The following is a 14,241-nucleotide window of genomic DNA, read 5'->3' on the forward strand; positions in this document are numbered from 1 at the left end:
AGCGGCTCATGGGTTCGGCTCCTCGCGCATGCGCACCGCCGCGCGCTGCACCGCGTCGAGGATCTCGATGTGCGTGCCGCAGCGGCACAGGTTGCCCGACAGTTCTGCGCGGATGCGCGCTTCGCTCGCCTGCGGATCGCGTGCGAGCAGCGCGGCGGCCTGCATCACCATGCCGTTGAGGCAGTAGCCGCACTGCGCGGCCTGCGCCTCTTCGAAGGCAGCCTGCACGGGGTGCCAGCTGCCGCGCGAGCCCAGACCTTCGAGCGTGGTGATGGCGCGCCCCGCCACGCCGTGCGCGGGAATCACGCACGAGCGCGCGGCCACGCCGTCGACGTGCACGGTGCATGCGCCGCACTGCCCCAGCCCGCAGCCGTACTTGGGGCCGTTCAGCCCCAGGTCGTTGCGCAGCAGGTGCAGCAGCGTCGCCTCGCGCGGCACGCCTGCCATCGATTGCGCCCGGCCGTTGACCAGCAGGCGCAGCGGCTCAGCGCCGCAGCTGGCCGTCACGGGCGTATATCTCCAGATCGACGAAGGTCGAGCCGTTGTGGTTCTTCGCGCTGTACTCGATGGGGAAGTCGCCGAAGCGCGTGCTGCCGATGCTCTCGAGCCCGGCGATGAAGCTGTCGCGCGTGGGCGTCTTGCCCGCACGGCGCAGGCCCTCGACCATCACCCGAGCGACGATGTAGCCCTCGAGCGCGGTGTAGCTGTCGATCTTCTCGCCGAACTCGGCGCGGTCGCGCTGGTAGTCGGCCACGATGGGCACGCGCAGCGCCTGCGGCGGCGGCACGATGCTGGCCGTGACCAGTCCCGCGAGCTTGCCTTCGAGCCGCTTGGCCGAGCCCGCCGCGTCGGTGATGCCGACCGAGAGCGTGTACAGCGGCGCACCCACAGCGTTCGCGCGGTAGTCGCGCATGAACACTTCCACCATGCGCCCTGCCATGATCATCACGACCGCGCCCGGCTTCGTTTCGGCCAGGCCGCTGACGACCTGCCTGGCGTCCTCGGCCGTGATGGCCAGCGGGAAGGTCTTGAGCACCTTCACCTTGTAGTCGGCCGCCAGTTCCTCGCAGGTGGCGAGGTTCGACTTACCGAAGGCGCTGTCCTGGTAGACCACCGCGATCGACTGGATGCCGATGGTCGAGAGGTGGCTGATGATCTTGCGCAGCTCCAGGTCGTAGCCCGCGCGCACGTGGAACAGGTAGCGGTTGACCTTGGTGCGGAAAGAGGTGGTGCCCACCAGCGGCGCGAACATCGGCACGCCGGCCTTCTCGGCCAGCGGCATCGCCGCCGCGAGGTTGCCGGTAGCCACGTAGCCGGTGAGCGCGAACACCTTGTCCTCGTCGATCAGCTTGGCGGTGTTGACGGCCGTCTTCGCGGGGTCGTACGCGTCGTCGTAGGTGACCAGCTCGATCTTGCGGCCGTTCACGCCGCCCGACTTGTTGACGCGGTCGAAGTACAGCTTGATGCCCGCGCGGTAGTCGATGCCGAAGTCCTTCGCCGGTCCGCTGAACACGGCCGACTGGCCGATGCGGATGGTGGTGTCGCTCACACCGTTGTCCGCGCGCGCCGTGCGCAGCAGGCCGGGGCCGAGTGCAAGGGCGGCGCCGCTCGCGACCATGGCGCGCCTGGTGATGGAAAGCTTCATGCGTCGTGGGTCCCAGTCTTGTTCGTTGTTGCCGTTCCTCTTCACGGCGGCGCGCTCAGGCGGTCTGGATGTCGGCGGACTGGATGCGCTTGACGCCCTTGGCCGTCATCTGCTTCCAGGCCGCGGCCAGCGAGCCGTTGAGGTCGATGCCGCGCGTGGCATCTTCGATCACGTAGGCCTCGAAGCCGGCCTTGCGCGCATCCATTGCGGTCCACGCCACGCAGAAGTCGGTGGCCAGGCCGGTGACGAACACGGTCTTGATGCCGCGCGCCTTCAGGTAGCCGGCGAGGCCCGTGGCCGTCTTGTGGTCGGCTTCCTCGAAGGCCGAGTAGCTGTCCATTTCCTTGTGGAAGCCCTTGCGGATGATGAGCTGCGCGGTCGGCACCTTCAGGTCCTTGCCGAGCGCGGCATCGTCGGTGCCCTGCACGCAGTGGTCGGGCCACAGCACCTGCGTGCCGTAGCTGAGCTTGGTGGTCTCGAAGGGCTTCTTGCCGCTGTAGGTGCTGGCAAACGATGCATGGCCCGCCGTGTGCCAGTCCTGCGTGACGACGATGTTCTCGAAGGCCGGCGCAAGCGCGTTGATCACCGGAATGACTTCGTTGCCGCCCTTCACCGCGAGCGTGCCGCCGTCGAGGAAGCAGTTCTGCACGTCGACCACGATCAGTGCCGCCTTGGCACCGGGCTTGATCTTGCCGGCCGCGAAGGCGTTGAAGCCGAGACTGCCGAGGCCGCTGGCCAGCCCGAGGGTGGCGGCGGATTTCACGAGGGTTCTGCGATGCATGGCGTGGACTCCGGTGGGTTGAAAGAGAGAAGGCTCAGACACTCAGGTAGGCGCGGCGGACTTCGTCGTTGGCCGCAAGCTCGGCCATGGTGGCGTGATAGCGGATCTGGCCCTTCTCGAGCACATAGGCGCGGTCGGACACCAGCTCGGCGAAGTGCATGTTCTGCTCCGACAGCAGGATGCTCACGCCCTGCGCCTTGAGCTCCAGGATCATGTTGGCCATCTGCTCGACGATCACCGGCGCCACGCCTTCGGAAGGCTCGTCGAGCAGCACGAGGTAGGGGTTGCCCATCAGCGTGCGCGCCACGGTCAGCATCTGCTGCTCGCCGCCGCTCATGCGGCCGCCCGGGCGGTTCGGCATTTCGCCCAGGTTGGGGAAGAGCTTGAACAGGCGCTCTGGAGTCCACAGCGGCGCGTCGCTGCCGTCGGCCCAGCGGCGCGCAGGCTGCTTTCCGACTTCGAGGTTTTCCATCACTGTGAGATCGGTGAAGACGCGCCTGTCTTCGGGCACGAAGCCCAGGCCCAGGCGCGCCGCGTGATGCGGCTCGCTCTTCGAGATGTCGTGGCCCAGGAAGCGCACCGCGCCACGGCGCTTGGTGAGCATGCCGATCAGCGCCTTGAGCGTGGTCGACTTGCCCGCCCCGTTGCGGCCCATGAGCGCGACCACTTCGCCGCGGCGCACTTCGAGATCGACGTCGTAGAGGATCTGCGCGGCGCCATACCAGGCGCACAAGGCCTTGGCCTGCAGCAAAGGTTCATGGGTGCTCATGCGGCTTCTCCAATGGCTGCGGCCTTCTCGGCGATCTTCTTCTCGAATGTCTTGCCGGTGCCGAAGTACACCTCCTGCACCTTGGGATGGTCGCGGATCTCCAGCGGCCTGCCCTGCGCGATGAGGCGACCGCGCGCGAGCACGATCATGCGGTCGGCGTACGCGAACACCACGTCCATGCTGTGCTCGGTGAAGAGCACGGCCATGCCGCGCTGGATGACGAGTTCCTTGGTCAGCGCCATGAGCGAGTTGCGCTCCTTGGGCGCCATGCCGGCGGTGGGCTCGTCCATCAGCAGCAGCTTGGGCGAGTTGGCCATCGCGATGGCAAGCTCGACGCGCTTCACGTCGCCGTAGGCCAGCACGCTGCAGGGCCGGTCGGCCTGCGACTTCATGCCGACCTGGTCGAGCAGCGACAGCGCTTCCTCGCGCTTGTGATCGGCGGCGCGGCGCCAGGTGGAAAAGAGCTTGCGGTCGTGCGACAGCAGCGCCATCTGCACGTTCTCGACCACGGTGAGCGAGGCGAAGGTCTCGGCGATCTGGAAGGTGCGGCCCACGCCCATGCGCCAGATCTCGCGCGGCTTGCGGCCCACGAGTTCCTGGCCGTCGAGCGTGATGGAGCCCTGGTCGGCCTTCAGCTGGCCGTTGACCATGTTGAAGGTGGTGGACTTGCCGGCGCCGTTGGGCCCGATGAGCGCGAGCAGCTCGCCGGGCGGCAGCTCGAAGCTGATGCCGTCCACCGCCTTCACGCCACCGAAGGACTTGCCGAGGTTCTCGACCTTGAGGAGCGTCGTGCTCATGCCTTCACCTCCTCGAGCTTGGCCTTGGCTTCGGCCTTTGCCTCGTCTTCGGCCTTGGGCCCTCGCCGGCGATCGGCAAGCTGCTTGATCGAGCCCGCGATGCCCTGCGGGAACAGCAGCACCAGGATCAGGATGATGGCGCCGAGCATCGCGCGCCAGTAGTCGGTGTTGCGCGCCACGGTGTCGTGCAGCCAGGTGAAGGTGACGGCGCCGACCACCGGGCCCGCGAGCGTCTGGATGCCGCCGAGCAGCACCATCACGAGGCCGTCGACCGACTTGCCGACCGATAGCGTCTCCGGCGAGATGCTGCCCTTCGAGAATGCGAAGAGCGCGCCCGCCAGGCCCGCCACGGTGCCGGCGATGATGAACGCCACCCACTGCATGCGCTTGACGTCGATGCCGATGGCGTCGGCGCGCAGAACCGAGTCGCGGCCCGCGCGCATCGCGTAGCCGAAGGGCGAGAACAGCACGCGCCGCAGCCACCACACGCCCGCGCCCACCAGCACCAGCGTGATCCAGTAGTAGGCCCGCTTGTCGGAAAGCCACTCGGAGGGCCAAACGCCCGTCAGGCCGTTGCTGCCGCCGGTGAAGCTGTCCCACTGGTAGGTGATGGCCCAGGTGATCTGCGCGAAGGCCAGCGTGAGCATTGCGAGGTACACGCCCGACAGCCGCACCGCGAACCAGCCGTAGACGAAGGCACCGAGCGCGGCCACCAGCGGCGCGACGATGAGCGCAAGCTCCATCGGCAGGTGCAGCGCGCGCACCAGCAGCGCGGCGCCGTAGGCCCCGAGGCCGAAGTAGGCGGCATGGCCGAAGGAGTGCATGCCGGCCGGGCCCATGATGAAGTGAAGGCTGGTGGCGAAGAGCGCCGCGATCATCAGGTCGATCATCAGCACCATGGTGTAGGGCGAGTTCACCGTCAGCAGGGGCAGCACGGCGAGCATCAGCGCCAGCACGGCAGCGGCCACGAGGTAGGCATTGCTCGGCCGGCGCAGCGGCTCTTCCTGCATGCCCACGTAGCGGCTGGGCGCCTGCGGCCGGCCGAACAGGCCCCAGGGGCGCCACACCAGCACGATGGCCATCACGAGGAAGTCGACCATCAGCGTGAGCTTGGAGAACGACACATCGATGCCGAAGATCTGCACCACGCCGAGCCAGATGCACACGGCCTTGATCTCGGCGATGAGCAGCGCGGCCATGTAGGCGCCGGGCAGCGAGCCCATGCCGCCCACCACCACGACCACGAAAGCGGCGCCGATGGTGTTCAGGTCCATCTCCAGCGTGGCGGGTTCGCGCGGCAGCTGCAGCGCGCCGCCGAGGCCAGCGAGCAGCGCGCCCAGCGCGAACACGGCCGTGAAGAGCCAGGCCTGGTTGACGCCCAGCGCGCTGACCATCTCGCGGTCCTGCGTGGCCGCGCGCACCAGCGTGCCGAAGCGCGTGCGGGTGAGCAGCAGCCACACGAGGCCGAGCACCACCGGGCCGATGACGATCAGGAACAGGTCATAGGAAGGAAACTGACGCCCGAGGATCTCGACCGAGCCCTTGAGGCCGGGCGCGCGCGGTCCGAGCAGTTCGTCGGGGCCCCAAAGCCACAGCACCGCGTCCTTGATGACGAGCACCAGCGCGAAGGTGGCCAGCAGCTGGAACAGCTCCGGCGCCTTGTAGATGCGGCGCAGCAGAAGCACCTCGATCAGCGCGCCGAGCACGCCTACTGCCAGCGCCGCGATCAGCAGCGCGGGCCAGAAGCCCAGGCTCGAGCCCAGCTTGTCGACGAGCGTGTACGCGAGATAGATGCCCACCATGAAGAACGAACCATGGGCGAAGTTGACGATGCGCGTCACGCCGAAGATCAACGAGAGACCGGCCGCCACGAAGAAGAGCGAGGACGCGCCGGCCAACCCGTTGAGCAACTGAACAACGAAGCCAGAGAAGCTCATAAGGACCCTGAGGAAACTGGAGACGTCCGCATCCGCGCCCTAATGCGAAAAGGCAGCGAATGCGGTGGAGGTGCCGTGCGGTCAGTCCGCAGGGCGCATCTTTTTCACTTCTTCGTCGCTCGGCTGGAACTTCGCGCCATCGAGGTAGACGTAGTCGACCATCACGCCCTTGCCGCCGTCGTTCTTGGTCTTGCCGACATAGGCGCCCATGGTGGACTGGTTGTCCTGCGCGCGGTAGCTGATCTTGCCGAAGGGCGTGTCGACCTGCAGGCCCTTGAAGGCGGCCACGAGCTTCTCGGTATCGGTGCCGCCGGCCTTCTTGATGCCGGCCGCGATCGAGTGGATGGCGCTGTAGCCGACCACCGAGCCCAGGCGCGGGTAGTCCTTGAACTTGGCCTGGTAGGCATCGAGGAAGGCCTTGTGCTCGGGCGTCTTCACGCCGTTCCACGGGTAGCCGGTGACGATCCAGCCGTTGGGTGCCTCGTCCTTCAGCGGATCGAGGTACTCGGGCTCGCCGGTCAGCACGCTCACCACCTCGCGGTCCTTGAAGAGGCCGCGCGTGTTGCCTTCGCGCACGAACTTGGAGAGGTCGGCGCCGAAGAGCACGTTGAAGATGGCATCGGGCTTGGCGTCGGCCAGCGCCTGCACGACGCTGCCGGAATCGACCTTGCCCAGCGGCGGAGCCTGCTCGGCGACGAACTCGACATCGGGCTGCGCGGCCTTCAGCAGCGTCTTGAAGGTGGCGACCGACGACTGCCCGTATTCGTAGTTGGGGTACACGAGCGCCCAGCGCTTCTTCTTGAGCTTGGCGGCCTCGGGCACCAGCATCGCGACCTGCATGTAGGTGGAGGGACGCAGGCGGTAGGTGTACTTGTTGCCGTTGCTCCAGACGATCTTGTCGGTGAGCGGCTCGGCGGCGAGATAGAAGAACTTCTTCTGCTTGGCGAAGTCGGTCAGCGCCAGGCCGGTGTTCGACAGGAAGGCGCCGGCCAGCACGTCGATCTTCTCGCGCGAGATGAGTTCTTCGGCCACGCGCACCGCGTCGCCGGGGTTGGCGTTGTCGTCGCGGCTGATGAGCTCGATCTTCTTGCCGTTGATGCCGCCTTTGCCGTTGATCTCGTCGACCGCGAGCTCCATGCCCTTCTTGTAGGGCTCGAGGAAGGCGGGCTGCGCCTTGTAACTGTTGATTTCTCCGATCTTGATCACGCCCTGCGCGTGCGCGGGAACGAGGGCCGTGGCCAGCGTGACGACGGAAGCGGCGCAGAAAACATGGCGCAATGGATTCATCGAGAAGCTCCTAGGGGTTAAGGCAGAAAGAATTCGAGTTGTATGGGCGCGAGGCTCTGGCTGGACGATGCGGTGCGTCTCAGCGCAGTCCGTCCTCGCCCTTGATCTCGCTAACCTGCAGGCCGCCGATGCGCGGCAGCGGACGGCCGCTGTCGGTGACGGCCACCGCCACCACGATCTCGTTGGCGCGCGGCGCGTCGCTCACGCGGGCCTCGACCGCGTCGAAGTGGCTGCGCACGAAGGCTGCGTCCTTGTGGCCCAGCGGCACGTCGATGGCGGTGCCCAGCGTGCCCTGCTTCTTGGCAGAGGGCACGAGCGCCGCGCCCTTCTCTACCGCCACGCGCAGCGGCGCGCCCAGCTTGGGATGCAGGATGGCGGCGGCATGCTCGAGCTCGCCGCGCTCGCCGACGATGGCGGCCTTGCCGTAGCTCTGCGCCTGGCCGGGCTCGATGCCCAGCGCCTTCACGGCCTTCTGGCCCAGCAGCGCACCGAGTTCTTCGCCGATGGCGATGAGTTCATCGAGGTTCTCGCTGTAGCGGCCGGCGTAGGGGTTCTCGATGACGGCGATGGCGACGGCACGGCGCGTGGGCGGCGTGATGTCCTTGCCCATTTCCTTGCGGGTTTCGTCAACTTGAATGACGAGCTTGCGGATGTTGGCGGTCATGGTCTCTTGATTCCTTGATTTGTCTCTGCGGGTGTCTTCGCGGGTCAGCGCAGGCCGTCCCACTTGCTGATGTCCTTGGCAAGCAGGCCGCCGACGCGGGCATGCACGCGGTAGCCGGTGCTCATCGCGAGGATGAAGACGATCTCGTCGGCCGCCGGCGCGCCGGGCACGCGCACCTCGATGGCATCGAACTGGCCGCGCACGTAGCTGGCGTTGATGTTGGTCAGCGGCACATCGAGCGCGGCGCTGGGCGGGCCGACCTTCTTGGTCGAAGGCACGATGGAGAGCGCATTGCCGGGCTGGCCGGTCTTTTCCTCGGCCTTGCCCGCGGTATAGGCGGCGCGGCTGCCTTTCCAGCCGAGCAGTTCGCGCATGGCGTAGCCACCCGGCACGTGCCACAGCGCGCCATGCTCCAGCTCGCCGTCGGCACCGACGATGGCGCCCTTGCCGTAGGTGGCGATCTGCTCGAGCGGCACGTCCATGGCGGCATGCAGCCGGTGCGCCATGTCGACGCCCACCGGGTCGAGCAGCGCCATCATCGGCAGGATGTCGGGCTCGTAGCGGCCGGCGAACGGATTGGTCAGCACCGCGCCGATGGCACCACGCACCAGCGGGGTGTCGGCGCGCGGTCCGAACTCGTGGTGGATGTGCTCGACCTGGGTGAAGACGCGGCGGATTTCGATCATGAAAAAGAACCTTGCTTTTCGTTAAGCAAATACTGAACCAACGGATCTGGGCAACGCTGTGCCGAGCGCCTTCGAGCATAAGGGCTCGACAAGTCTCCACTGCCCCTGGCAAACGAGTAGAGCGGCCCACACGAGCCCTCCTTTTTGCAGGACCTTGGCGCATATCGCGCCCGTATCGAGTGCGCTGCGCACCTGCGCGGGGGCCAGCGTGGGCACGTCGACGGTGACGAGGGTGTCGCCAAGGTCGCTGTCATCCTTGCATTCGTTCGCGGGGCGGCGCGCGATGGCCTCGTCTTCCACGTCGACGGCGTTGGCGATCACTGTCGCGGCGGCATCGGCCTGCGCTGCGGTGGCGGCCAGCACCGTCACGCTGTCGGCGATACCCAGCGAGAAACTGCGCCCGCGCCAGCCGCTCGTGGCGACGCCGCGCACGGGCTGGTCGGCGCGCAGTTCGAACTGGCCGTCGGTGGTGAGGATGCCGCCCTCGCCGGCCAGATGGCTGCGCAGGTCGAAGCGCGCGATGTCGGCGAACACGCCCACGCGCGCGGACTGGCCGGACGCGAGATGCAGCGCGATGTCGCCGCCATTGTTGATCCACGCGCGCTCGATGCCGGGGCGTTCGTAGAAGGCGATGAGCTCCTGTGCGACCGAGCCCGCCACCGCGGCCATCGGCGTGATGAACATCGGCGAGAAGGCCGCGCATGCGTCCCACATGCGGCGGGCCACCACGTTGCGCGGGCGCATCCTGTCGGTGACCGGCAGGCGCAGCAGCGGCAGCTCGCGCACCAGCTCGTCGAGCACGTGGACGAAGCGCGCCCACGCCGCGTCGTGCGCGGCTGCGACGGCGTACGGGTCGCCATGCGCCTCGGCCACGATGTCGATCGGGCCGTGGTTGAAATGCCAGCGGCTCTTGTCGAGCGCTGTGCGTTGGGCGGACATGATCAGCCCAGCATCGGGGCGTGGCCCAGGGGCCACGGGTTGGCGTCGTCCGCCGCGAGCCATTGGCGCGCAAGCGGTGCGCCGTCTTCCTGCCATGCACCGCGAGCGAGCGCCTGCTCGAGCGGGAAGATGTGCTCGACATGGCCGCCGAGCGCCTCGTAGTCGTCGCGCCGCATGCTGAACTCGATGGGCGCGACGATGGCGGGCGTGGGCACGGTACCGAAGCTGTTGTCGGGCATGCGCATGACGTCGGCCATAACCGTGATGCCGCCGCCGGGCCACACATAGGCCGGCGCGCCGCCGCAGGTGACATTGACCAGCGCACGCTTGATGGCACGCGTGAGCAGCACCGGGTTCTCGGTGACGCCCGCACGCAGGCTGCCGCCCGCACCGCCGAGGAACAGCACGGTGCACAGCGACGGTTCGCAGTTCTCGCCGATGCGGTCGACGATGCGCTTCACTTCCGGCGGCATGGCCTGTTCGACGGGCTTCAGTGCATCGTCGAGCACATACCACTGCGCGTGCTCGCCGGTGGTGGATGTCATGAGCAGGCGCAGGCCGGGGCGGGCGACGCCTTCTTCCCAGCCTTCGATGATCGCGAGCGGATCGGCGATGTCGGTGCCGCCCCAGCCGTTGCCCGGGTTCGCCACCTGGAAGTAGCGCCCCGGCGTGGACTTGCGGCCCAGCATCTGGATGCCCGAAGGCGCCATATCGAGGCAGCGGCCGGCCTGGTGCTCGGTGAGCACGCCGGTGATGTGGTCGTCGACCACCACCACCTCGTCGGCCACGCCGGCGAACTGGCGCGCGAAGATGCCGACCGCGGCCGAGCCGCATCCCACGCGCATGCGCTGCTCTTCCACACCGTTGACGATGGGCGCCTTGCCGGCCTGGACGACGAGGGTGGAGCCGCCGTCGATGGTGCACTCCACCGCCTTCTTGTTGCCCAGCAGCTGCATCAGCTCGGCCGTCATGCGGCCTTCCTTCTTGCTGCCGCCGGTGAGGTGGTGCACGCCGCCGAGCGAGAGCATCTGCGAGCCGTATTCGGCCGTGGTCACGTGGCCCACGACCTCGCCGCGGTAGCGCACATTCGCCTGCTCGGGGCCGAGGAAGCGGTCGGTGTCGATCTTCACCTTGAAGCTGCAGTAGCTGAAGATGCCTTCGGTGACGACGGTGACCATGTCGACGCCCTGGGCTTTGGAAGCCACGATGAAGGGCGCGGGCTTGTAGTCGGGGTAGGTGGTGGAGGAGCCCACGCCGGTGACGAAGACTTCGTCGGCGTGCAGCAGGTCGCCGTTCCAGTCGGGGCTGGCGGGGCCTTCTTCGGCGCCGGGGCGGTCGAAAGGAACCAGCGCGGGCTTCTCGCTTTCGACCGTGCGGCGCAGCAGCACGACGGGATCGACGCGCACCAGCACGCCTTCCTTGTTGGCGTAGCGGTCGCAGGCGCCGGTGCGGCCGTCGGAGATCTGGCACAGCACCGGGCAGGCGTTGCACTCGACCTTGGCCGTGCTCATGCGCTCGTTGCGCAGCGGCGCCTTGCCGAAGGCACTGCTGCCGGCTTCGGCCACCACGGGCATGTCCATGCCGGGGAGGCCATCTGTCTTGGTGTGTTCTGTCATCGGGGCGATCTCGTGGGCGTTCGGTGGTGTGCGAAGGGCAAATCCAGGCTGTCGGGGTTTGCAACAAACGTGCCGTCCACCCGCTTGTGCATCGACTTCCGTTTGTGTAGCATTCCCTACACTTTCATGTTGCATTCACTACATCAAAGGTCAATGTAGCAAACGGGCCCGATGCTTGCAATGGTGTTTTCTCGCGGTGTTCATCGGGGTTTCTCCGACCAACGACAATGGAGGGTTCGGAGCCGGCCGGCGGCTTTCGCCCCAAAGGCGTGCACGCGGGCTCAGCCAACCTCCCCTGTTACCAACCAACTCTTGAGTTCCGTATGAGTGCATTCAGCGAAGAACGCGTCCTGAGCGTCCACCACTGGACCGATCGCCTGTTCACCTTCACCACCACGCGCGACCCGGCCCTGCGCTTCTCGAACGGTCATTTCACGATGATCGGCCTGAAGGTCAACAACAAGCCGCTGCTGCGCGCCTACAGCATCGTGAGCCCGAACTACGAGGAGCACCTCGAGTTCCTGAGCATCAAGGTGGAAGACGGCCCGCTGACCTCGAAGCTGCAGCACATCCAGGTGGGCGACACCATCATCGTGGGCCGCAAGCCCACCGGCACGCTGCTGATCGACTACACGCTGCCGGCCAAGCGCCTGTACCTCTTCGGCACCGGCACCGGGCTCGCACCGTTCATGAGCATCATCCGCGACCCGGACACCTACGAGAAGTTCGAGCAGGTCATCCTGGTGCACGGCGTGCGACAGGTCGACGAGTTGGCCTACCACGACCTCGTGACCGACCACCTGCCCAAGCACGAGTTCCTGGGCGAGATGATCGAGAAGCAGTTGCTCTACTACCCCACGGTCACGCGCGAGGAGTTCCGCAACCAGGGCCGCATCACCGACCTGATCGAGAGCAACAAGCTCACCGACGACCTCGGCCTGCCGCCGCTCAATGTCGAGGAAGACCGCGTCATGCTGTGCGGCAGCCCTGGTCTGCTGGTCGACCTGAAGCACATCCTCGAGAAGCGCGGCTTCAAGGAAGGCAACACCTCCACGCCCGGCGACTACGTCGTCGAGCGCGCCTTTGCAGAGAAGTAATGTCGGCCCCCCGGCTTTTCACGCGCTTCGCGCGTGTAACTCCACCCCCCGAGGGGGAGGCGCGGTCCGCCTTGGGGCGGCCCGGCGGCGACCGCCTGTAATGGAACGCAAGGCTGCCGTCACCAAGCCGCAGCGCCGCATGGGCGTGCGCGAGGCGGCTGCCCAGGCCACGCGCGACAGCATCCTGAAGGCGGCGACCAAGGTCTTCGCCAAGTACGGCTACGACGGCGGCAGCGTTGAGAAGATCTCCAAGGCCGCGAAATCGTACGACCGGATGATCTACTACTACTTCGGCAGCAAGGAAGGCCTCTTCATTGCCGTGCTCGAAGGCATCTACCAGCGCATGGACGACGCCGAGGCCGCCATCGCGCTCGACGCCTCGCGGCCTGTGGATGCGCTCACCGAAGTCATCCGCTTCGTGCTGGGCTACTACCGCAAGAACCCCGAGTTCGTCACGCTGCTGAATACCGAGAACCTGCACAAGGGCCGGCACATTTCGAAGTCGCTGCGAGCGCGCGAGTACTCGTCGCGCGCGGTGGCGATCATCGCGGAGATCCTGGCCAGCGGCGCCTCGCAGGGCCTGTTCCGCAAAGACCTGGTGGCGCGCGACATCTACCTGCTGATCGCGTCCACCGGCTACTTCTACACCTCCAACCGGCACACGCTCACCGCCTTCCTCGGCGAGCCGCTGGAGTCGCCGGAGGCGATCACGCACTGGGAAGACTTCGTGATCGAGACCGTGCTGCGCACCGTTCGCGCGGACGACGCACAAGAGAACACCCCACCCCACGAGGAAAACACGAAATGGCAGAAATCGCAGCCGGCGGCAAGTCGGGCAAGGTCGTCATAAGGAACATCGGGCTGCTGCTCTCGGGCGACATCGACAAGCCCATCCTCGATGCCGACACCATCGTGGTGAACGACGGCCTGATCGTCGCGGTCGGCAAGGAGAAGGACTGCGACCTCGAAGGCGCGGTCACCGTCATCGACGCGAAGAAGACCTGCGTCGCGCCCGGCCTGATCGACAGCCATGTGCACCCCGTGTTCGGCGACTGGACCCCGCGCCAGGGCCAGCTCGGCTGGATCGACTCCACCATGCACGGCGGCGTGACGACGATGATTTCCGCCGGCGAGGTGCACCTGCCCGGCCGCCCCAAGGACATCGTGGGACTGAAGGCCCTGGCCATCACCGCGCAGCGCGCCTTCGACAACTTCCGCCCCGGCGGCGTGAAGGTGCTGGCGGGCGCACCCGTCATCGAGAAGGGCATGGTCGAGAGCGACTTCAAGGAACTCGCCGAGGCCGGCGTGGGGCTGCTGGGCGAAGTGGGCCTGGGCTCGGTGAAGGCCGGCTACGAGGCCAAGGAAATGGTGGCCTGGGCGCGCAAGTACGGCATCCAGAGCACCATCCACACGGGCGGGCCGTCGATCCCTGGCTCGGGCCTGATCGACAAGGACGTGGTGCTCGAGGCCGACGCCGACGTCATCGGCCACATCAACGGCGGCCACACCTCGCTGCCCGAGGCGCATGTGTGCGAGCTGTGCGAGAAGAGCTCGCGCGCCATCGAGATCGTGCACAACGGCAACGAGAAGGTCGCCATCGCCGCCGCGAAGGCCGCGCTGGAACTCAAGTGCCCGCACCGCGTGATCCTCGGCACCGACGGCCCCGCGGGTTCGGGCGTTCAGCCGCTGGGCATCCTGCGCATGGTAGCAATGCTGTCGTCCATCGCGAACATCCCGGCCGAGCTGGTGTTCTGCTTCGCGACCGGCAACACCGCGAAGATCCGCAAGCTCAACTGCGGCCTGATCGAGGTGGGCCGCGCCGCCGACTTCGTCTTCATGGACCGCGCGCAGCATTCACCCGCGCCGGGCCTGCTCGAGAGCGTGCAGCTCGGCGACATCCCGGGCGTGGGCATGGTGATGATCGACGGCATCGTGCGCTGCGGCCGCAGCCGCAATACGCCGCCGGCGACGGAGATTCCGGTCGTCGTCTCGGGCGCGCACTGAGCGCGCCACGCCGCACCGC

Annotated in this window: 14 protein-coding genes; 3 read left to right on the top strand and 11 right to left on the bottom strand. The window is 67.2% G+C overall.

What is annotated here, in order from left to right; all coding sequences use genetic code 11:
* Positions 1-6: 6 nt before the first annotated feature.
* The 11 genes from AC1VNX_RS33555 to AC1VNX_RS33605 all read right to left on the bottom strand — a co-directional run bounded on the left by AC1VNX_RS33555 (position 7) and on the right by AC1VNX_RS33605 (position 11,121).
* Positions 7-507 (bottom strand): (2Fe-2S)-binding protein, encoded by a 501-nt coding sequence (locus AC1VNX_RS33555; RefSeq protein ID WP_483161807.1) that lies wholly within the window; start codon positions 505-507, stop codon positions 7-9.
* Complete coding sequence (locus AC1VNX_RS33560) at positions 485-1,645, bottom strand: ABC transporter substrate-binding protein (RefSeq protein WP_483161808.1); 1,161 nt, start codon at positions 1,643-1,645, stop codon at positions 485-487. The genes AC1VNX_RS33555 and AC1VNX_RS33560 overlap by 23 nt, the downstream gene beginning before the upstream one ends.
* A gap of 55 nt (positions 1,646-1,700) precedes the next feature.
* Positions 1,701-2,426, bottom strand: a complete 726-nt coding sequence (gene pncA / locus AC1VNX_RS33565) for a bifunctional nicotinamidase/pyrazinamidase (RefSeq protein WP_483161809.1) — start codon at positions 2,424-2,426, stop codon at positions 1,701-1,703.
* Positions 2,427-2,460: 34 nt separating this feature from the next.
* Positions 2,461-3,195: an ABC transporter ATP-binding protein gene (locus AC1VNX_RS33570; protein ID WP_483161810.1), complete on the bottom strand. Its 735-nt coding sequence runs from the start codon at positions 3,193-3,195 to the stop codon at positions 2,461-2,463.
* Complete coding sequence (locus tag AC1VNX_RS33575) at positions 3,192-3,992, bottom strand: ABC transporter ATP-binding protein (RefSeq protein ID WP_483161811.1); 801 nt, start codon at positions 3,990-3,992, stop codon at positions 3,192-3,194. Before AC1VNX_RS33575 ends, AC1VNX_RS33570 begins: the two co-directional genes overlap by 4 nt.
* Positions 3,989-5,929, bottom strand: coding sequence for an ABC transporter permease (locus AC1VNX_RS33580; RefSeq protein ID WP_483161812.1), 1,941 nt, complete (start codon positions 5,927-5,929; stop codon positions 3,989-3,991). The genes AC1VNX_RS33575 and AC1VNX_RS33580 overlap by 4 nt, the downstream gene beginning before the upstream one ends.
* An 81-nt stretch (positions 5,930-6,010) precedes the next feature.
* Positions 6,011-7,216: an ABC transporter substrate-binding protein gene (locus AC1VNX_RS33585; protein ID WP_483161813.1), complete on the bottom strand. Its 1,206-nt coding sequence runs from the start codon at positions 7,214-7,216 to the stop codon at positions 6,011-6,013.
* Positions 7,217-7,295: 79 nt separating this feature from the next.
* A complete protein-coding gene (locus AC1VNX_RS33590) occupies positions 7,296-7,880 on the bottom strand; it encodes an amino acid synthesis family protein (protein ID WP_093206762.1) in 585 nt (194 codons plus the stop codon).
* A 44-nt stretch (positions 7,881-7,924) separates the two neighbouring features.
* The gene (locus tag AC1VNX_RS33595) at positions 7,925-8,566 is read right to left on the bottom strand and encodes an amino acid synthesis family protein (protein WP_483161814.1); all 642 of its coding nucleotides are present in this window, start codon (positions 8,564-8,566) and stop codon (positions 7,925-7,927) included.
* Positions 8,567-8,587: 21 nt separating this feature from the next.
* Positions 8,588-9,505 carry a UPF0280 family protein gene (locus tag AC1VNX_RS33600; RefSeq protein ID WP_483161815.1) on the bottom strand — a complete coding sequence of 306 codons (918 nt, stop codon included), beginning with the start codon at positions 9,503-9,505 and terminating at the stop codon, positions 8,588-8,590.
* Between the two features lie 2 nt (positions 9,506-9,507).
* A complete protein-coding gene (locus AC1VNX_RS33605; RefSeq protein ID WP_483161816.1) occupies positions 9,508-11,121 on the bottom strand; it encodes a 6-hydroxynicotinate reductase in 1,614 nt (537 codons plus the stop codon).
* Positions 11,122-11,444: 323 nt separating this feature from the next.
* Between AC1VNX_RS33605 and AC1VNX_RS33610 the strand changes: the two genes are divergently transcribed.
* From AC1VNX_RS33610 to AC1VNX_RS33620, 3 genes are all read left to right on the top strand, one after another.
* Entirely contained in the window at positions 11,445-12,218 is a 774-nt protein-coding gene (locus AC1VNX_RS33610) for a ferredoxin--NADP reductase (protein ID WP_395318866.1), read from the top strand.
* 100 nt (positions 12,219-12,318) lie between these two features.
* Positions 12,319-13,068: a TetR/AcrR family transcriptional regulator gene (locus AC1VNX_RS33615; protein WP_483161817.1), complete on the top strand. Its 750-nt coding sequence runs from the start codon at positions 12,319-12,321 to the stop codon at positions 13,066-13,068.
* A complete protein-coding gene (locus AC1VNX_RS33620) occupies positions 13,023-14,222 on the top strand; it encodes an amidohydrolase family protein (RefSeq protein WP_483161818.1) in 1,200 nt (399 codons plus the stop codon). Before AC1VNX_RS33615 ends, AC1VNX_RS33620 begins: the two co-directional genes overlap by 46 nt.
* The last annotated feature ends 19 nt before the right edge of the window (positions 14,223-14,241 follow it).

Source organism: Variovorax sp. TLI9-5A (assembly GCF_056867935.1).

What these genes read in the sequence shown, in the direction of transcription:
- AC1VNX_RS33585 (WP_483161813.1), bottom strand. Translation starts at nt 7,216, where the DNA reads ATGAATCCATTGCGCCATGTTTTCTGCGCCGCTTCCGTCGTCACGCTG.
- AC1VNX_RS33610 (WP_395318866.1), top strand. Translation starts at nt 11,445, where the DNA reads ATGAGTGCATTCAGCGAAGAACGCGTCCTGAGCGTCCACCACTGGACC.
- AC1VNX_RS33600 (WP_483161815.1), bottom strand. Translation starts at nt 9,505, where the DNA reads ATGTCCGCCCAACGCACAGCGCTCGACAAGAGCCGCTGGCATTTCAAC.
- AC1VNX_RS33605 (WP_483161816.1), bottom strand. Translation starts at nt 11,121, where the DNA reads ATGACAGAACACACCAAGACAGATGGCCTCCCCGGCATGGACATGCCC.
- AC1VNX_RS33560 (WP_483161808.1), bottom strand. Translation starts at nt 1,645, where the DNA reads ATGAAGCTTTCCATCACCAGGCGCGCCATGGTCGCGAGCGGCGCCGCC.
- pncA (WP_483161809.1), bottom strand. Translation starts at nt 2,426, where the DNA reads ATGCATCGCAGAACCCTCGTGAAATCCGCCGCCACCCTCGGGCTGGCC.
- AC1VNX_RS33620 (WP_483161818.1), top strand. Translation starts at nt 13,023, where the DNA reads ATGGCAGAAATCGCAGCCGGCGGCAAGTCGGGCAAGGTCGTCATAAGG.
- AC1VNX_RS33575 (WP_483161811.1), bottom strand. Translation starts at nt 3,992, where the DNA reads ATGAGCACGACGCTCCTCAAGGTCGAGAACCTCGGCAAGTCCTTCGGT.
- AC1VNX_RS33595 (WP_483161814.1), bottom strand. Translation starts at nt 8,566, where the DNA reads ATGATCGAAATCCGCCGCGTCTTCACCCAGGTCGAGCACATCCACCAC.
- AC1VNX_RS33570 (WP_483161810.1), bottom strand. Translation starts at nt 3,195, where the DNA reads ATGAGCACCCATGAACCTTTGCTGCAGGCCAAGGCCTTGTGCGCCTGG.
- AC1VNX_RS33615 (WP_483161817.1), top strand. Translation starts at nt 12,319, where the DNA reads ATGGAACGCAAGGCTGCCGTCACCAAGCCGCAGCGCCGCATGGGCGTG.
- AC1VNX_RS33590 (WP_093206762.1), bottom strand. Translation starts at nt 7,880, where the DNA reads ATGACCGCCAACATCCGCAAGCTCGTCATTCAAGTTGACGAAACCCGC.
- AC1VNX_RS33580 (WP_483161812.1), bottom strand. Translation starts at nt 5,929, where the DNA reads ATGAGCTTCTCTGGCTTCGTTGTTCAGTTGCTCAACGGGTTGGCCGGC.